The following is a 15,125-nucleotide window of genomic DNA, read 5'->3' as shown; positions in this document are numbered from 1 at the left end:
GGAGAATCATAATGGAAGAATATTTTAAAAAAGTGGTTAAGGAAAGATCACAATACCTGTCTTTCAATAAAATTGATATCTCAGATATCAAACTAGAAACAAGAGCAAGACTGCAGTGTTTTCATTGTAAAAATTACCATAATAAGTGGACTTGCCCTCCGATGATACCGAATTTAGATTATATGAAGCTGTTCATGGAATATGAAAATGCAGCGATAGTCTATTGTAGGATTCCATTCGAAACAGCAGAAGAATTTAATATTATAAGAGTTGAATCAACAAATCTGCTGCACCATGCGTTGCTTGAATTGGAAGAAATACTGTATAAGAACAACAAACCAATGGCTGTATCATTTATAGGAGGGTCATGCAAGTTGTGTAAAGATGGCTGTAATAAGGAAAAATGTCAGCAGCCTGATCTGGCAAGAATTCCTTTGGAAGGTACAGGTGTAAATGTTATACGTCTTATAAAAGAGACTATGAATATAGATTTAGTGTTCCCGCCAGCAGATTATTTATATCGGGTCGGGCTTTTATTGTGGTAATTTCATTTGAATAGAATTAACGGAGGTTTGATATGAAGATAATATTATTGGCAGCAGGGTTGGGAAGCAGATTAAAACCTTTGACTGATAATTGTCCCAAAAGCCTGCTGCATATTTTAGACAATAAATCAGTCATTGAAAGAACCATTGATATGATAAACAGCTGCTGCCAGTGTGAGATTGTAGTTGTAACAGGATATAAAAGGCATAAACTTAATGATGTGCTGTTAAAGTACAGCAATTGTACGTTGGTAAACAATCCTTTCTATCGGGTTACAAACAGTATAGCTTCTTTATGGTTTGCAAAAGACCATTTAAGTGACGATGTAATAATTTTTAATGCCGATGTTATCATAAGCGATAAATTGCTTAAGGTTATACTTGAAACAAAGACTAAAGCCGCAGTATTCTATGATTCCTCAATCGGAATGGAAGCTGATTATAAAGTTGCAGAGCAAAATGGAAAGGTAATCGTAATGAGTGACGAACTCAAGGATTTTTCCGGTGAATATGTGGGCGTTACTAAGTTGAATAAGGAATCAGCTCTTCAATTGAAGAATAAGGTTGAAAGCATGATAGATGATGAGTTGTACTGCGAATGGTATGAAACGGCGCTGGTTGAAATGATTTTTGAAAAAGAATTTTTACTCGAAGCAGTTGATGTAGCCAACCATGAGTGGACTGAAATCGATAACATCAACGATTTAATAAAAGCAAAAGAGATAATAACCAAACTGAAGATATTGAAGAAAATTAAAAATAAAGATTAGTGCTGCAATCAAAGGTGGGTGACACTATGTTTAAGGGTAAGACTTTACTTATAACAGGCGGTACAGGTTCCTTCGGAAATGCCGTATTGACCCGCTTTATAGAAACAGAAATTAAGGAAATACGCGTGTTCTCACGTGATGAAAAGAAACAGGATGACATGAGGCATACGTATAACAATGATAAAATCAAATATTACATAGGAGATGTCCGAGACATTGCAAGCATAAGGAATGCCATGTATGGCGTTGATTATGTATTCAATGCTGCAGCTCTGAAACAAGTGCCATCATGTGAGTTTTTTCCTATGGAAGCCGTTAAAACCAATATTATCGGCACTGACAACGTTCTGACAGCATGTATTGAGGCAGAAGTAAGAAAAGTGATCTGCCTGTCAACAGACAAGGCGGCGTATCCGGTAAATGCCATGGGAACATCAAAGGCCATGATGGAGAAGGTTTTTGTAGCCAAATCAAGAACTGTGGATCCAAACAAAACGCTGATTTGCGGTACAAGGTATGGAAATGTGCTTTGTTCCAGAGGATCTGTGGTGCCGCTGTTTATAGAACAGATAAAGTCAGGTCAGCCTTTAACTGTTACGGAACCTTCAATGACTCGTTTTATTATGAGTTTGGATGAGGCGGTTGAACTTGTGATGTTTGCCTATGAAAATGCAAAAAGCGGAGACATAATGGTGCAGAAGGCGCCGGCAACAACAATCGATGTGTTGGCAAGGGCTGTCATAGAATTATTCAATGCACAGAACGGGATCAGAATAATCGGAATGCGCCACGGAGAAAAAATGTACGAGACGCTTCTGACGAAAGAGGAATGTTCTCATGCCATAGATATGGGGGATTTTTATCGTGTGCCTTCAGATAAACGAGATCTGAATTATGATAAATATTTTATTGAAGGCATGAGGGAACATCATAAGTTTGTTGAATTCAACTCCAATAACACACAACTTCTTTCTGTGGAACAAACGAAGGAAAAACTTATGTCGCTGCAATATATAAGGGATGAACTGGAAAAATGGAGGAACAACCAGTGAAGATATTAGTAACCGGAGCTAACGGTTTTATTGGGAAAAATTTAATTGCCGAACTCAGAAACAGGAACTATAGTGATATTTTAACTGCAGACAGAGATACAATACCTTCACTTCTTGACAAATATACAAAAGAATGTGAGTTTGTATTTCATCTGGCTGGTGTCAACAGACCCGATAATCAGGAAGAGTTCAAGACAGGAAATTACGGATATACTAATGACTTGATGGAATTGTTAGAGAAAAACAACAATAGATCACCAGTCATGATTTCGTCTTCTACCCAGGCAATCCTGGACAATCCATACGGAATAAGCAAAAAAATCTGCGAAGATTCGGCATTTTTACACAGCAGAAAAACAGGAGCAAAGGTATTGATCTACCGCTTTCCGAATGTATTCGGAAAGTGGTGCAGACCAAACTATAACAGCGTGGTTGCTACCTTCTGCCACAACACAGCACATGAACTTCCTGTTACCATAAATGATCCAAACGTTGTGATGACTCTGGTTTATATTGATGATGTCGTTGAGGAACTCATAAATGCAATGAACGGCAAGGAAAACAGGAATGGAGAATTCTGTGAGATTCCTGTAAAACATACTGTTGCATTGGGCAAAATAGCAGAGCTGATAAACTCATTCAAAGAAAGCAGAAGAACCCTCAGCATTCCTGATATGGCAGACGGGTTTGAAAAAAAACTATACAGCACGTATCTTAGCTACCTACCTTCAGACAGGTTCAGTTATCCATTACATATGAATGAAGACAAAAGGGGCTCTTTTACTGAAATATTCAGAACTATAGAACGAGGGCAATTTTCTGTTAATATAGTAAAGCCAGGCATAGCTAAAGGCAACCATTGGCACAACTCGAAAACCGAGAAATTTATTGTTGTCAGCGGCAAGGGACTGATAAGATTCAGAAAGCTGTACACGTCAGAAATAATTGAGTACAGCGTAAGCGGTGACAAGCTGGAAGCAGTGGATATTCCCACTGGATACACGCACAGCATAACTAACGTCGGAGAAACGGATCTGATTACCTTGATGTGGGCAAATGAAGCTTTCAATGCAGATAAGCCGGATACATATTTCCTGGAGGTGTAATATGAAGAAGTTAAAAGTGATGACTGTAGTCGGCACAAGACCGGAAATCATCAGATTATCAGCTGTAATACATAAGCTGGAGGAGTCAGATTCCATTGAACACATACTGGTTCACACAGGACAAAACTATGACTATGAGTTGAATGAAATATTTTTCAAAGACTTTAAATTAAAGAAGCCTGACTATTTTCTCAATGCTGCCAGGGTTTCAGCAGCAGAAACAATAGGCAGCATCCTTTTGAAAATAGACCCTGTTCTGGCTGAAGCAAAGCCGGAGGCTTTTCTGGTGCTTGGGGATACCAACAGCTGTCTTGCAGCCATTGCAGCCAAGAGAAGGCATATTCCCATATTTCACATGGAAGCCGGCAACAGGTGCTTTGACCAAAGGGTACCGGAGGAAACCAACAGAAAAATTGTTGATCATATAGCGGATATTAATCTTACATACAGCGACATATCAAGAGAATACCTTATCAGGGAAGGCTTTCCGGCCGACAGGATCATTAAAACAGGAAGTCCCATGTTTGAGGTGTTGAATTCCAGAATTGACGATATAGAAAAGTCAGATATTATGAATCAACTGGGTTTGGAAAAAGGTAAATATTTCGTCGTTTCATCCCATAGGGAAGAGAATATAAATTCGAACAGGAATTTCTATGACCTGATTGACAGTTTAAATGCGATTGCAGAAAAATACAGCATGCCTATAATCGTAAGCACCCATCCGAGAACCAGAAATATGATTGAGGCCGAAGAAGTTGAGTTTTGTCCGTTTATAAACCTGATAAAGCCGCTTGGTTTCAGCGATTATGTCAATCTGCAGATTAATTCGAAAGCAGTATTGAGTGACAGCGGTACAATCAGCGAAGAATCTTCAATCCTTGGGTTCAAGGCACTAAATATAAGACAGGCCCATGAACGGCCGGAAGCAATGGAGGAAGCTTCTGTCATGATGGTGGGGCTTAGCAGGGAAAGAATAATGCAGGGGCTGGACATTCTGGAGATACAAGAGCAAAGCACCCTAAGACAAGTGGCTGATTACAGTGCTCCAAATGTTTCAGAGAAGGTATTGAGAATTATAATCTCATATACCGATTACGTGAACAGGGTAGTTTGGGGAAAGTGCCCTTAAGCACCAGTAAGTTGTTGTGAAATTTTTATTCGTTGTCATATCTATATACTTCCTAGTCATATTATGGTTATGTGAATTGAAATTGATCATTCTTAGTACTAACAGATCATACTTACCGCTAAGAACGAATTTTTAAGTGCCGGGCTGTTTAATGAATAATTATTAAACTTCACAATATGTTGATATTTTGGCAATGTGGGTGGCTTCAGAATGGCATGAACTGTTTATATCATGGAGGAATACTGAAATGACCGCGAAAACGATGTGCATTAAAGTACATGATATGTTAAGAAATCAAAGGAAATACGTTTTGATGCTCATTGATGCCTGCATAGTTGCGGCATCATACTTCGTTGCGTTTTCGATAAATGGCTTGGAACCATTTAAGCTGGTGATTTTCACCTTTACTGTGTGGATATACACTACAGTCTATATTTCAACATTCTCTATTATGAAAGTTTATAAGAATATGCTTAGGTTTTCCGGTATTGAGGACAGCTGCAGATGTCTGGCCGCCTGTGCTGCAGCCAATGGCTTATTTATGGCAGTGATGTTGCTTTTTCAAATAGATATTCCTATGGACATATATATTGATGCCCTGTTTATATCCAGTCTTTTAGAACTGGCTCTAAGAATCGTATACAGGGCGCTGGTTATCAATAGAAGCAGAAAAAAGGACAAATGCAAGGCCCGCGTCAACACTATGATTATAGGTGCCGGACAGGCGACTGCCGCTCTGCTCAATGAGATTAAATCAAGCAGTTGTAACAGCTATTGCGTAAGATGCATACTGGATGATGATAAAACGAAGATAGGCAGAGATATTAAAAGGGTGCCGATAACGGGCGATACAAGCCGCATAAAGGAAATGGCAGAAAAGTATGAAATAGAGGAAATCATCATTTCTGAGCAATCATTTTTGAATGAAGGCAGAACGAACATCCTGACTGTTGCGGCACAAACAAAGTGCCGTATAAAAATTTTGCCAGAGGTATATCGTATAATCTATGATAACAGCAAAATAGAATTATCCGATAAACTCAGAAGTATCAGACCCGAGGATTTGCTTGGCAGGGATCCCATACTGCTTGATTGTGGATTAACCAGAGATTACATCAATGGAAAGACTGTACTTATCACGGGAGGGGGAGGAACGATCGGTGCGGAACTTTGCAGGCAAATTTCCGCATATAATCCTTATAAAATTATCATACTTGATGAATATGAAAATAACGCTTATGAGATACAGCAGGAATTGGCAGGCATGTACGGAGATAAAATAAATATAGAAGTTGAAATTGCAACTGTTAGAGATGCATCAAAACTGGATAAAATATTTTCAACTAAAGGCATTAAAATTGTTTTTCACGCTGCAGCACACAAACATGTGCCACTGATGGAAAAAAATCCGGAAGAAGCTATTAAAAATAACATATTTGGCACATATAATGCGGTATATATGGCGGATAAATATAATGTCGAAAAATTTGTCCTGATTTCAACTGACAAAGCCGTTAATCCGACTAATGTCATGGGAGCTACAAAAAGGGTTTGTGAAATGATCATACAGTATTTCGATTCAAAAAGCAGTACGGATTTTGTAGCAGTAAGATTTGGCAACGTCTTGGGAAGCAACGGTTCAGTAATTCCGCTGTTCATAAATCAAATTAAGCACGGCGGTCCTGTAACTGTTACCCACGCAGAAATAACCCGATATTTCATGACTATACCGGAAGCAGTGAAGCTGGTTTTGAAAGCTGCGTCAATTGCAAATGGAGGAGAAATATTTGTTCTGGATATGGGGCAGCCCATGAAGATCAAGGATCTGGCATATAATCTGATACTGCTGGCCGGACTGACTCCTGACGTAGACATTAAAATAGAGTATATAGGCCTAAGGCCGGGAGAAAAACTATATGAGGAGCTGTTAGTGACTGAAAAAGCATACCAGTCAAAAACAGAAATAGACAAAATATTCATCGAAAAGCCACAGATGATTAATGAGTATGAATTGTTGAAGAACATAAGACTGTTAGTGGAAGCAGCCGAAAAACTGGATCTGGAAACAGAGCTTAATCTTATTGAAAAGTTGGTGCCCACTTATAAAAGGACCGTCAATAATTCCATAAGCCCTGCATCTAAAGAAGAAGTGAATGACAAAGAACCAGTGACAGACATTAAAAGCAATGTTCATGGCTGTGTTGAATGAGAAGCAAGTGTATAAAAAAGGAGGTTGAATCAATGGATAAAATTTGTCTGGCCTCGCCGCATATGAGTGAAGAAGGTTTTGAAATGAAATATGTTGAAGAAGCTTTTAAAACTAACTGGATTGCTCCGCTTGGCAAGAATGTAGATGAATTTGAAAATGAAGTTGCTGCAAGAATAGGCGTTGATTCAGCCGTGGCATTGAATTCGGGAACCTCGGCAATCCATTTGGCGCTAAAGGCAGCCGGAGTGAAACATGGTGATACCGTGTTTTGTCAAAGTCTCACTTTTTCGGCTACAGTCAACCCTATTTTATATTTAAACGCCGTTCCGGTATTTATTGACAGCGATTATAAATCGTGGAACATGAACCCTGATGCGTTGGAGAAGGCCTTTGAAAAATATGATCCAAAGGCAGTGATAGTGGTTCACCTCTATGGATTATCGGCAGACTTGAACAGGATATGCGAGATATGCAGGAAACACAATGTTGCACTCATAGAGGATGCAGCAGAAAGTCTGGGGACGAAGTACAAGGGAAAATATACAGGAACATTTGGAGATTACGGAGTATTTTCCTTTAACGGAAACAAAATTATAACAACATCCGGCGGAGGCATGATTGTTTCAAAAAACAGGGATATGACAGCAAAAATCAGATTCTGGTCAACTCAAAGCAGAGAAAATGAAAGATATTATCAGCATCTTGAAATCGGCTACAACTACAGGATGAGCAATGTGCTGGCTGGGATCGGCAGGGGACAGCTTCAAGTGCTGAATCAAAGAATTGAAAAGAAGAGGTATATATTTGAATTTTACAAAAATGAGTTAAATCATCTGGACAATATTGAGCTGATGCCTATAAATGATTGGAACGAACCAAACTGCTGGCTGAGCTGCATGTTATTGAAAGGCAGAACCAGACCGCTGGATATAATTCTGGAATTGGAAAAGAACAACATTGAATCAAGGCATGTTTGGAAGCCTATGCATATGCAGCCGATATTTTCCGGCTATGATTATGTAGGAGGAAATGTATCCGAAGAACTGTTTGAAAACGGCGTATGCCTGCCAAGCGACACAAAAATGTCAGATGATGATTTGAGAAGGGTATGTAATGTTATTAAGGGCATATAAACAGTCTCAGGCAATAAAGGACAAGGAGTTGAACTGCCATGAATAAAGCGACCAGCACCAGTATAGTAACCGGCGGTAACGGCAGAAGGATATACAAAAGGTATATCAAGAGGCCAATGGACATTGCATTGTCTATACCGGCAATAGTATTGTTTTTTCCATTCATGCTGATTGTAGCATTGTTGGTGAAACTTAAGCTTGGAAGTCCGGTTATATTCAAACAGAAGAGACCCGGATTAAATGAAAAGCTATTTACACTGTACAAATTCAGAACCATGACAAACGCCAGGGATTCCAAAGGTGAATTGTTATCGGACAATTCAAGGCTTACTGAATTTGGTAAAATGTTGAAATCTACATCTTTGGATGAATTGCCGGAATTATTTAACATAATAGTCGGCCATATGAGCATTGTAGGACCGAGGCCGCTGGCAGAAGAATATCTTCCTTACTACACCGAAGAAGAAAGGCATCGTCACAATATGAGACCGGGATTGACCGGCCTTGCACAAATTAAGGGAAGAAATCTGCTGAGTTGGGAGGAAAGGTTTGAACTGGATAACTTCTATGTTGAAAACTGCAGCTTCAGGCTTGATTGCATGATTATCTATCTTACAATCCTTCACGTTGTAAAGCGCAGCGGAGTTGTGAGTGATGAAGTCAGAACCGATGAAATAGGTGAATATTACGTTTATAAAGGCAGAAAATTCCGCAGCCTGAACGAAGAAAGAAGTGAAAAAAATGTATAGGGAAATTGGAAGCAACTTCTGGCTTAATTGTGAAGAACAATTGAAACAAAAGGAAATCAATCTGGAATTTCTTAACATGCATACAATTGATGCTGCTTTCCTGTCGAGAGGAAGGAGTGCAATAACCTTTATTCTGAATCAGATTGATAAACAGGAAAAGGTAGCGGTTTTGCCGCCCTTCACATGCCACACGGTAATAGAACCATTTATTGATGCAGGTTATAGGGTGTATCATTACAACATTGATGATAATTTGAAGATTGACGAAAAATCACTGCTGGAATGTGCCGGAAGGTACAATCCTTCAGTAGTCCTGGTTCACGGATATTATGGATTCAATACATTGGAACATGTAAGGGACACATTGGCTGAATTCAGAAAGTCAGGGACCATCTTGATTGAGGACATTACTCACTCTGTTTATTCAGGATATAAGCACATGGAAGCAGATTATTACATGCTCAGTTTCAGAAAATGGACAGCGCTGCCGGACGGCGGCTGTGCCATAAGCACCGAAAAAAAATTTCACTCAAAGCCGTATACAGTTCACCATAGCCTGGTTGAGGCAAAACAAAAATCATTTTGCGCCAAGTTCAGGTACATGGAGGAGAATGTTGGAAACAAGGATGATTTTCTTAAATTGTACAATGAAGCAGAACAAATGCTCACAGACGAAAAATCATTGTTTGCCATGAGCCCTGCTTCAAGACTGTATCAGTCAAACCTGGATATTGAGAGCCTAAAGGAAACAAGAAGAAAAAATTACCATACTCTTTTCAAGGGCTTGAGTAAAATCAAAGTGATTTCACCGGTATTCAACTTCCTTCCGGATGATGTTACACCTTTGTATTTTCCTGTTTATGCGCAGTGGGGAAGGGATAGAATTCAAAAATTTCTTGCTTCAAAAAATATATACGCGCCGGTTGTATGGCCATTGCCGAAGCAATGCGAGAACAAGGTAAGTCCGAAGGTCCTATGGATATATGAACACATACTAGCCATTCCATGTGATCAGCGATATGGAGATGAGGAAATGCAGTACATACTGGACAACATTGAAAAGTACAATTCGGATGAAATGATTGAAGGGAGATGTTGACATGCTGTATCCGGACATATACTATTTTCCTCAATGGTCTGAACTGAATTCGGTCCTTGATGGAGGAACAGCCGAACACTATGAATTCCAATGTGATTACGGACAAATATACTATCCGTACATAAAGAGAAAAATATCAACAAAAGTGAATAACCAGACATTTTATGATACGGTGACGCCATACGGTTTTAACGGTCCTGTTGTTATCGCTGCTGATGATAAGGAAAAGTTACTGGAGGAATTTGAAAAAAATTTTAACAGTTACTGTGCTGATAAACACATTGTTGCTGAATATGTCAGGTTTTCTCCGTGGCTGAAGAACCATGAAGATTTTGAAAAATATTATTCTTTGAAGCATAACAATCAAACTTTGTTCATTGACTTAAAAAAGGATTTTTTTACGGAAGAGTATTCCCACAGCTGCAGGAACAACATCAGAAAGGCAGCCAAAAACAGCATTACAGTAAAATTTGATTATGAAGGTGATACTCTGAAGGAGTTTATAAAACTGTACGATAAGATGGCAGTAAAAAACAGTGTCAGCTCTTATTATTCATTCGATGAAATGTATTTTAAAAATACCATGGACAAAATGAAGGGAAATATTTTCATTATTTATGCTGTCTTTGAAGGGATTATAATATCCTCTGCCATGTGTCTGCATCACGATAAATATCTGCATTATCATTTGATGGGAAATGATTATGAGTATATCACATTGGGAGCAAACAGCCTTTTGTGCCATGAAGCAGCAAAATGGGGACAGGAGCATGGAATGAGTGAATTCCATCTGGGTGGAGCGTTCAGTGAAAGCTTGCTGCGCTTTAAAAAGAATTTCACTAGAACCGGATTCCTGGACTTTTATGTGGGAAAACGAATAAGAGACAGATGCTCTTACAATTCACTAATTGATTTGCTAGGCAGGAACAGCAGCGGATATTTTCCTGAGTACAGAAATAATCAATAACAATTGCATGGAGGCATATATGAATCCATTAAAAGTCATTGAGGTTTATCAAACAGAGATGTGGGATGCTGTAGTCAAAAGCTTCAGTAACTTTGATGTGTTCTATCTTAACGGATATGCAAGATCTTTTCAGCTTAACGGCGATGGCGAACCGCTGCTGTTTTATTATGACGATGGCGATACCCGCGGGATTAACGTGGTCATGAAGCGGGATGTTCATGATTTCGGTATGTTCGGCGCTGCATTGGAAAAAGACTGCTGGTTCGATTTGTCTACACCCTACGGATACGGAGGCTTTTGGACAGAAGGAGAAAATTATGATGCCATTAACAGTGCCTATGATGAATACTGCAGGGAACAAGGTTATATCTGCGAGTTTGTCAGGTTCCATCTTCTGAGCAGCTACCATAAACACTATAACGGCATATGCGAGCCCCGAACGCACAACATAGTGAGAACACTGGATATTTCCGCTGAAGAAATGCTCATGGATTTTGAACATAAGGTTCGTAAAAACATAAAAAGGGCCCGTCAGAATGAAATAGAAATAATTATAGATGAAAAATGCAGAAGGCTGGAAGATTTTCTTGGAATTTACTACAGAACAATGGAACGCAGGGAAGCAGAAAGAAATTATTTTTTCAAAAGGGACTTTTTCGAAACGTTAAGCACCATGGAAGACTGTTGTGCTTATGTCTATGCCCTGTATAAAGGAAAAGCCATATCGGCTGAGTTGGTTATATTCGGAACCGAAAACTGCTATTCATTTATGGGGGGAACAGATCAGGAATATTTTTACCTGCGCCCGAATGATTACCTGAAGTTTGAAATCATGATGTGGGCAAGGGAAAAAGGATTTAAGAAATATGTCCTTGGCGGTGGTTACGGCAGCGACGACGGCATTTATAATTACAAAAAAAGTTTTGCACCCAATGGAATCTGTGATTTTTATGTAGGCAAGAAGATATTTGATGCATGCAGATACGAAAAGCTGATGAATATCAGAAAAAGCCAATTTGGAAGAGATATGAACACAAATTATTTTCCGCAGTACAGAGGATGATTATGAATATTATATTCCTTACCCTTACGAACATTAAATCATTAAATGACAGCAACATATACACGGATTTGCTGGCTGAGTTTGTAAAAAACAAGCACAGGGTGTATGTGGTTACATCAGCCGAGCGAAGAAATAAAAGAGACACGCACGTAATCCATGAAGGCAACTGTACCATATTGGAAGTCAGGACGGGAAACATTCAGCAGACCAATATTGCTGAAAAGGGAATTTCAACGGTTCTTCTTGAAAACCAGTACAAGAAAGCCATAATGAAATTCTTCTGCAGCGTGCAGTTTGATTTGATTCTTTATTCCACGCCTCCCATAACACTGGCCAGGGTGATTGAATATTTGAAGAAACGTGACAATGCAAAAGCATATCTCATGCTTAAAGATATTTTTCCGCAGAATGCTGTGGACCTTGGCATGTTCAGCAAGAAGGGTATGAAAGGATTGCTGTACAAAATGTTCAGAAAAAAGGAGAAAAATTTGTACAGGCAGTCGGATTATATTGGATGCATGTCTTTAGCAAATGTAGACTATTTGCTGAGGAATAATCCTGAACTGCAGACATCGGCAGTTGAGGTATGCCCTAACAGCATTGCCCTTAGGTCAATAGAAAAGGATGAAACAAGGATTAGAGAAATAAGAAATAAATTCGGAATACCACTTAACAAAACCGTTTTTCTGTACGGAGGCAATTTGGGAAAACCTCAGGGAATAGACTTCCTCATAGATTGCTTAAGAGCAAATGCAGACAATGCATGTGCCTATTTTGTCATAGCAGGCTCAGGTACGGAATATTGCAGGCTGAAAAGATATTTTGATATTGAAAACCCTGTAAATGCAAGACTGTTTAGCTTTCTTCCGAAAGACGACTATGATGCTTTGGCGAATTCCTGTGACGTAGGGCTTATATTTCTGGACAGGAGGTTTACAATACCTAATTTTCCTTCAAGACTTCTTTCTTATATGCAGGCTTCAATGCCTGTATTGGCTGCAACTGACTTAAACACTGATTTGGGAAAGGTCATCGAGAATGGAAATTTCGGACTCTGGTGCTGCAGTGACGATGTGTGCAGGTTCAGCAAGCATGTTAATAGATTGTGTGATATTGAACTGCGCAAGGTCATGGGGGATAATGCAAGGCATTACCTGGAGAACAATTACACTTCAGAAAAAACCTATGACATAATCATGAATCATTTTAATTAATTATCTGAGTACAAAAAGGAATCAGCCATGAATAATATAGAGATAGTCAATAATTTCAGGGCACTGCACATTAACAGCAACTATGTTTTATGGTACAGGAGAGGGAGTCTTTATATAAGCCGTACCATAAGAGAAAAACCGGTACTGCTGGGACAGCTGCCATTGACAATGAAACAGAGGTTTTTATGTAAATTCAGATTGGCAGAAAGGCTGCTTCGCCTTGAACCGAGAACGGCTGTAGAGATTGGCAGCAATCAATATATAATTTCTGTGTGTGGCTTCATAGCAAGAGTAAATATCAATACAGGAGAAATAACCAGGGAACACCGATACCGCAAAGGAATGAACAACACAATGAATTTCTGCAAAATAGAGGGGATCGATGGTTTTGATGATTGCACAGTGTATGGAGAATACTGGGGAAACAATGATCGTGAAGAGGTGTGCATATATTCCAGGAAAAATAATCGATGGAGCAAAGTCTTTGCTTTTCCAAAAGGGAGTGTTTTACATATACACTCAATAGCTGCTGATCCATTCAGAGGCGGAGTTATCATACTTACAGGAGACAGCGACCATGAATCGGGCATATGGATGGCAAGGGACAACTTCAAAGCCGTGGAACCTCTGCTCATCGGAAACCAGAATTACAGGGCTTGCTGTGCATTTCCTATAAGGGATGGGATTCTGTATGCCACGGATTCACCGCTGAAAGACAATTTTATAGCATTGGCGGTAAGAGAATTAAACGGCTGGGAAGAGAAAGTGCAGTACCCCATGCCCGGACCATGCATATATGCTGCAAAATATAAAGACACATACATATTTTCGACATCTGTTGAACCTGACAGCAGCATAACGGGCACCAGATACATGATTACTTACAGGCTGGGCAAGGGAGTAAAGGACAGATATACTCATGTAATTGCGGGAAATTGCAGCGCAGGATTCAAGGAGCTGGCCAGATTCAAAAAGGATGTTTATCCCATGCTCCTTTTCCAATTCGGAAATGTTCAGTTCTCAGGCTGCTCACTGGATGAGGATGTTGTAATGAATCCGGTAGGCGTAAAAAACTACGACGGAAAGACTATCATACTGAAGCAAATTTACATGACGGAGGCAGCAAATGAAGAAGGTCAGCATCATAGTTCCTGTATATAAGTCCGAGAAATACATTAAGAAATGTCTTTCTTCAATTATAAGCCAGAGTTACGGCAATCTGGAAATCATCGCTGTAGACGACGGCTCTCCGGACGGATCAATTGAACTGGCGGAGGAAATGCTTGAATCAGGCACCATGCCATACAGCATTATAAGCCAGAACAACCGTGGGGCTGCGGCTGCCCGCAATGCCGGCATAGCAGAAGCAACGGGAGAGTGGATAATTGCAGTTGATTCAGACGACATTGCCCACAGGAATATGATTTCTGAAATGATGCAGTGCATTGACAAGCATCCGGAAGCTGAATGCGTCTTTTGTGATTTTCAGGTAGTGAGAGAGGATGAAGAAATGAATACATCACCTGTCAAGTCCATCTGCAGGATCTACAGCGGCAGCGAAGCGGTTGAGCTTTTCTATACCAGAAAAGTCAAATTCATTTCTCCGGCGCTGATGGTCAATAAAAGTTTTATAGAAAAAAACAACATATATTACGACGAAGGCTGCATGTTTGCGGAGGATGACCTGTATGTGTGGAAGGTTCTTGCCTGCAGTGATTATGCTGCACATGTAATGAGTCCGCTTTACCGTTATGTGAGGCATGAAGGATCTACAATGACAACATCAGGAACCGAAAAATTCCTTACAAGCTACGCTGCTGCAAAATCCGTAAAGGAAAAGTATATTAATCCTTCATTTTCTGCAGCCCTGTATGCAGGTTCATTTCTGGCTAGACATGTGTTCGGGTTATTGCATGCTGCTTCAAAGGTGATGGACTATAAAAGCTTCAGTGATCTGGCAGCAGGGATGGATGCTTTGGAGCTGTTCAATAGTGCAGGTGCACCCAAAGGAATTGTTGTTCCCGTGCTCATGAAGTTATTTCTTGTGAGCAAACGACTGTGTTACGGGATAATGAAAGCATTTTAG

At 39.7% G+C, this 15,125-nt stretch carries 14 protein-coding genes; all 14 read left to right on the top strand.

Annotation, left to right across the window (positions count from 1 at the left end):
• The first annotated feature begins 11 nt into the window (after window positions 1-11).
• The 14 genes from AAGU76_RS17540 to AAGU76_RS17475 all read left to right on the top strand — a co-directional run bounded on the left by AAGU76_RS17540 (window position 12) and on the right by AAGU76_RS17475 (window position 15,125).
• Complete coding sequence (locus tag AAGU76_RS17540; protein ID WP_342486825.1) at window positions 12-545, top strand: DUF2284 domain-containing protein; 534 nt, start codon at window positions 12-14, stop codon at window positions 543-545.
• 32 nt (window positions 546-577) lie between these two features.
• Complete coding sequence (locus tag AAGU76_RS17535) at window positions 578-1,315, top strand: phosphocholine cytidylyltransferase family protein (RefSeq protein ID WP_342486824.1); 738 nt, start codon at window positions 578-580, stop codon at window positions 1,313-1,315.
• Between the two features lie 26 nt (window positions 1,316-1,341).
• The gene (locus AAGU76_RS17530; RefSeq protein WP_342486823.1) at window positions 1,342-2,367 is read left to right on the top strand and encodes a polysaccharide biosynthesis protein; all 1,026 of its coding nucleotides are present in this window, start codon (window positions 1,342-1,344) and stop codon (window positions 2,365-2,367) included.
• Window positions 2,364-3,473, top strand: a complete 1,110-nt coding sequence (locus tag AAGU76_RS17525; RefSeq protein ID WP_342486822.1) for a capsular polysaccharide biosynthesis protein CapF — start codon at window positions 2,364-2,366, stop codon at window positions 3,471-3,473. The genes AAGU76_RS17530 and AAGU76_RS17525 overlap by 4 nt, the downstream gene beginning before the upstream one ends.
• A gap of 1 nt (window position 3,474) precedes the next feature.
• On the top strand, window positions 3,475-4,605 hold the full coding sequence (wecB, locus tag AAGU76_RS17520; RefSeq protein WP_342486821.1) for a UDP-N-acetylglucosamine 2-epimerase (non-hydrolyzing): 1,131 nt from the start codon (window positions 3,475-3,477) through the stop codon (window positions 4,603-4,605).
• A 247-nt stretch (window positions 4,606-4,852) separates the two neighbouring features.
• Window positions 4,853-6,814 (top strand): nucleoside-diphosphate sugar epimerase/dehydratase, encoded by a 1,962-nt coding sequence (locus AAGU76_RS17515; RefSeq protein ID WP_342486820.1) that lies wholly within the window; start codon window positions 4,853-4,855, stop codon window positions 6,812-6,814.
• Between the two features lie 32 nt (window positions 6,815-6,846).
• On the top strand, window positions 6,847-7,947 hold the full coding sequence (locus AAGU76_RS17510) for an aminotransferase class I/II-fold pyridoxal phosphate-dependent enzyme (protein WP_342486819.1): 1,101 nt from the start codon (window positions 6,847-6,849) through the stop codon (window positions 7,945-7,947).
• 38 nt (window positions 7,948-7,985) lie between these two features.
• Entirely contained in the window at window positions 7,986-8,696 is a 711-nt protein-coding gene (locus AAGU76_RS17505) for a sugar transferase (RefSeq protein WP_342486818.1), read from the top strand.
• Complete coding sequence (locus AAGU76_RS17500; protein ID WP_342486845.1) at window positions 8,689-9,795, top strand: DegT/DnrJ/EryC1/StrS family aminotransferase; 1,107 nt, start codon at window positions 8,689-8,691, stop codon at window positions 9,793-9,795. Before AAGU76_RS17505 ends, AAGU76_RS17500 begins: the two co-directional genes overlap by 8 nt.
• On the top strand, window positions 9,779-10,762 hold the full coding sequence (locus AAGU76_RS17495) for a GNAT family N-acetyltransferase (protein ID WP_342486817.1): 984 nt from the start codon (window positions 9,779-9,781) through the stop codon (window positions 10,760-10,762). Before AAGU76_RS17500 ends, AAGU76_RS17495 begins: the two co-directional genes overlap by 17 nt.
• A gap of 19 nt (window positions 10,763-10,781) precedes the next feature.
• The gene (locus AAGU76_RS17490; RefSeq protein ID WP_342486816.1) at window positions 10,782-11,825 is read left to right on the top strand and encodes a GNAT family N-acetyltransferase; all 1,044 of its coding nucleotides are present in this window, start codon (window positions 10,782-10,784) and stop codon (window positions 11,823-11,825) included.
• A 2-nt stretch (window positions 11,826-11,827) separates the two neighbouring features.
• Window positions 11,828-13,039 carry a glycosyltransferase family 4 protein gene (locus tag AAGU76_RS17485; RefSeq protein ID WP_342486815.1) on the top strand — a complete coding sequence of 404 codons (1,212 nt, stop codon included), beginning with the start codon at window positions 11,828-11,830 and terminating at the stop codon, window positions 13,037-13,039.
• Between the two features lie 27 nt (window positions 13,040-13,066).
• Window positions 13,067-14,200: a hypothetical protein gene (locus AAGU76_RS17480; RefSeq protein WP_342486814.1), complete on the top strand. Its 1,134-nt coding sequence runs from the start codon at window positions 13,067-13,069 to the stop codon at window positions 14,198-14,200.
• On the top strand, window positions 14,166-15,125 hold the full coding sequence (locus AAGU76_RS17475) for a glycosyltransferase (protein ID WP_342486813.1): 960 nt from the start codon (window positions 14,166-14,168) through the stop codon (window positions 15,123-15,125). Before AAGU76_RS17480 ends, AAGU76_RS17475 begins: the two co-directional genes overlap by 35 nt.

The organism is Sedimentibacter sp. (genome assembly GCF_038562225.1).
Classification (GTDB): Bacteria; Bacillota; Clostridia; order Tissierellales; family Sedimentibacteraceae; genus Sedimentibacter.
This window is presented reverse-complemented; position numbering and strand designations above follow the sequence as displayed.

Bases quoted from the DNA above. Each gene is read 5' to 3' on its own strand.
- AAGU76_RS17540 (WP_342486825.1), top strand. From the start codon at position 12: ATGGAAGAATATTTTAAAAAAGTGGTTAAGGAAAGATCACAATACCTG.
- AAGU76_RS17535 (WP_342486824.1), top strand. From the start codon at position 578: ATGAAGATAATATTATTGGCAGCAGGGTTGGGAAGCAGATTAAAACCT.
- AAGU76_RS17530 (WP_342486823.1), top strand. From the start codon at position 1,342: ATGTTTAAGGGTAAGACTTTACTTATAACAGGCGGTACAGGTTCCTTC.
- wecB (WP_342486821.1), top strand. From the start codon at position 3,475: ATGAAGAAGTTAAAAGTGATGACTGTAGTCGGCACAAGACCGGAAATC.
- AAGU76_RS17515 (WP_342486820.1), top strand. From the start codon at position 4,853: ATGACCGCGAAAACGATGTGCATTAAAGTACATGATATGTTAAGAAAT.
- AAGU76_RS17510 (WP_342486819.1), top strand. From the start codon at position 6,847: ATGGATAAAATTTGTCTGGCCTCGCCGCATATGAGTGAAGAAGGTTTT.
- AAGU76_RS17505 (WP_342486818.1), top strand. From the start codon at position 7,986: ATGAATAAAGCGACCAGCACCAGTATAGTAACCGGCGGTAACGGCAGA.
- AAGU76_RS17500 (WP_342486845.1), top strand. From the start codon at position 8,689: ATGTATAGGGAAATTGGAAGCAACTTCTGGCTTAATTGTGAAGAACAA.
- AAGU76_RS17490 (WP_342486816.1), top strand. From the start codon at position 10,782: ATGAATCCATTAAAAGTCATTGAGGTTTATCAAACAGAGATGTGGGAT.
- AAGU76_RS17485 (WP_342486815.1), top strand. From the start codon at position 11,828: ATGAATATTATATTCCTTACCCTTACGAACATTAAATCATTAAATGAC.
- AAGU76_RS17480 (WP_342486814.1), top strand. From the start codon at position 13,067: ATGAATAATATAGAGATAGTCAATAATTTCAGGGCACTGCACATTAAC.
- AAGU76_RS17475 (WP_342486813.1), top strand. From the start codon at position 14,166: ATGAAGAAGGTCAGCATCATAGTTCCTGTATATAAGTCCGAGAAATAC.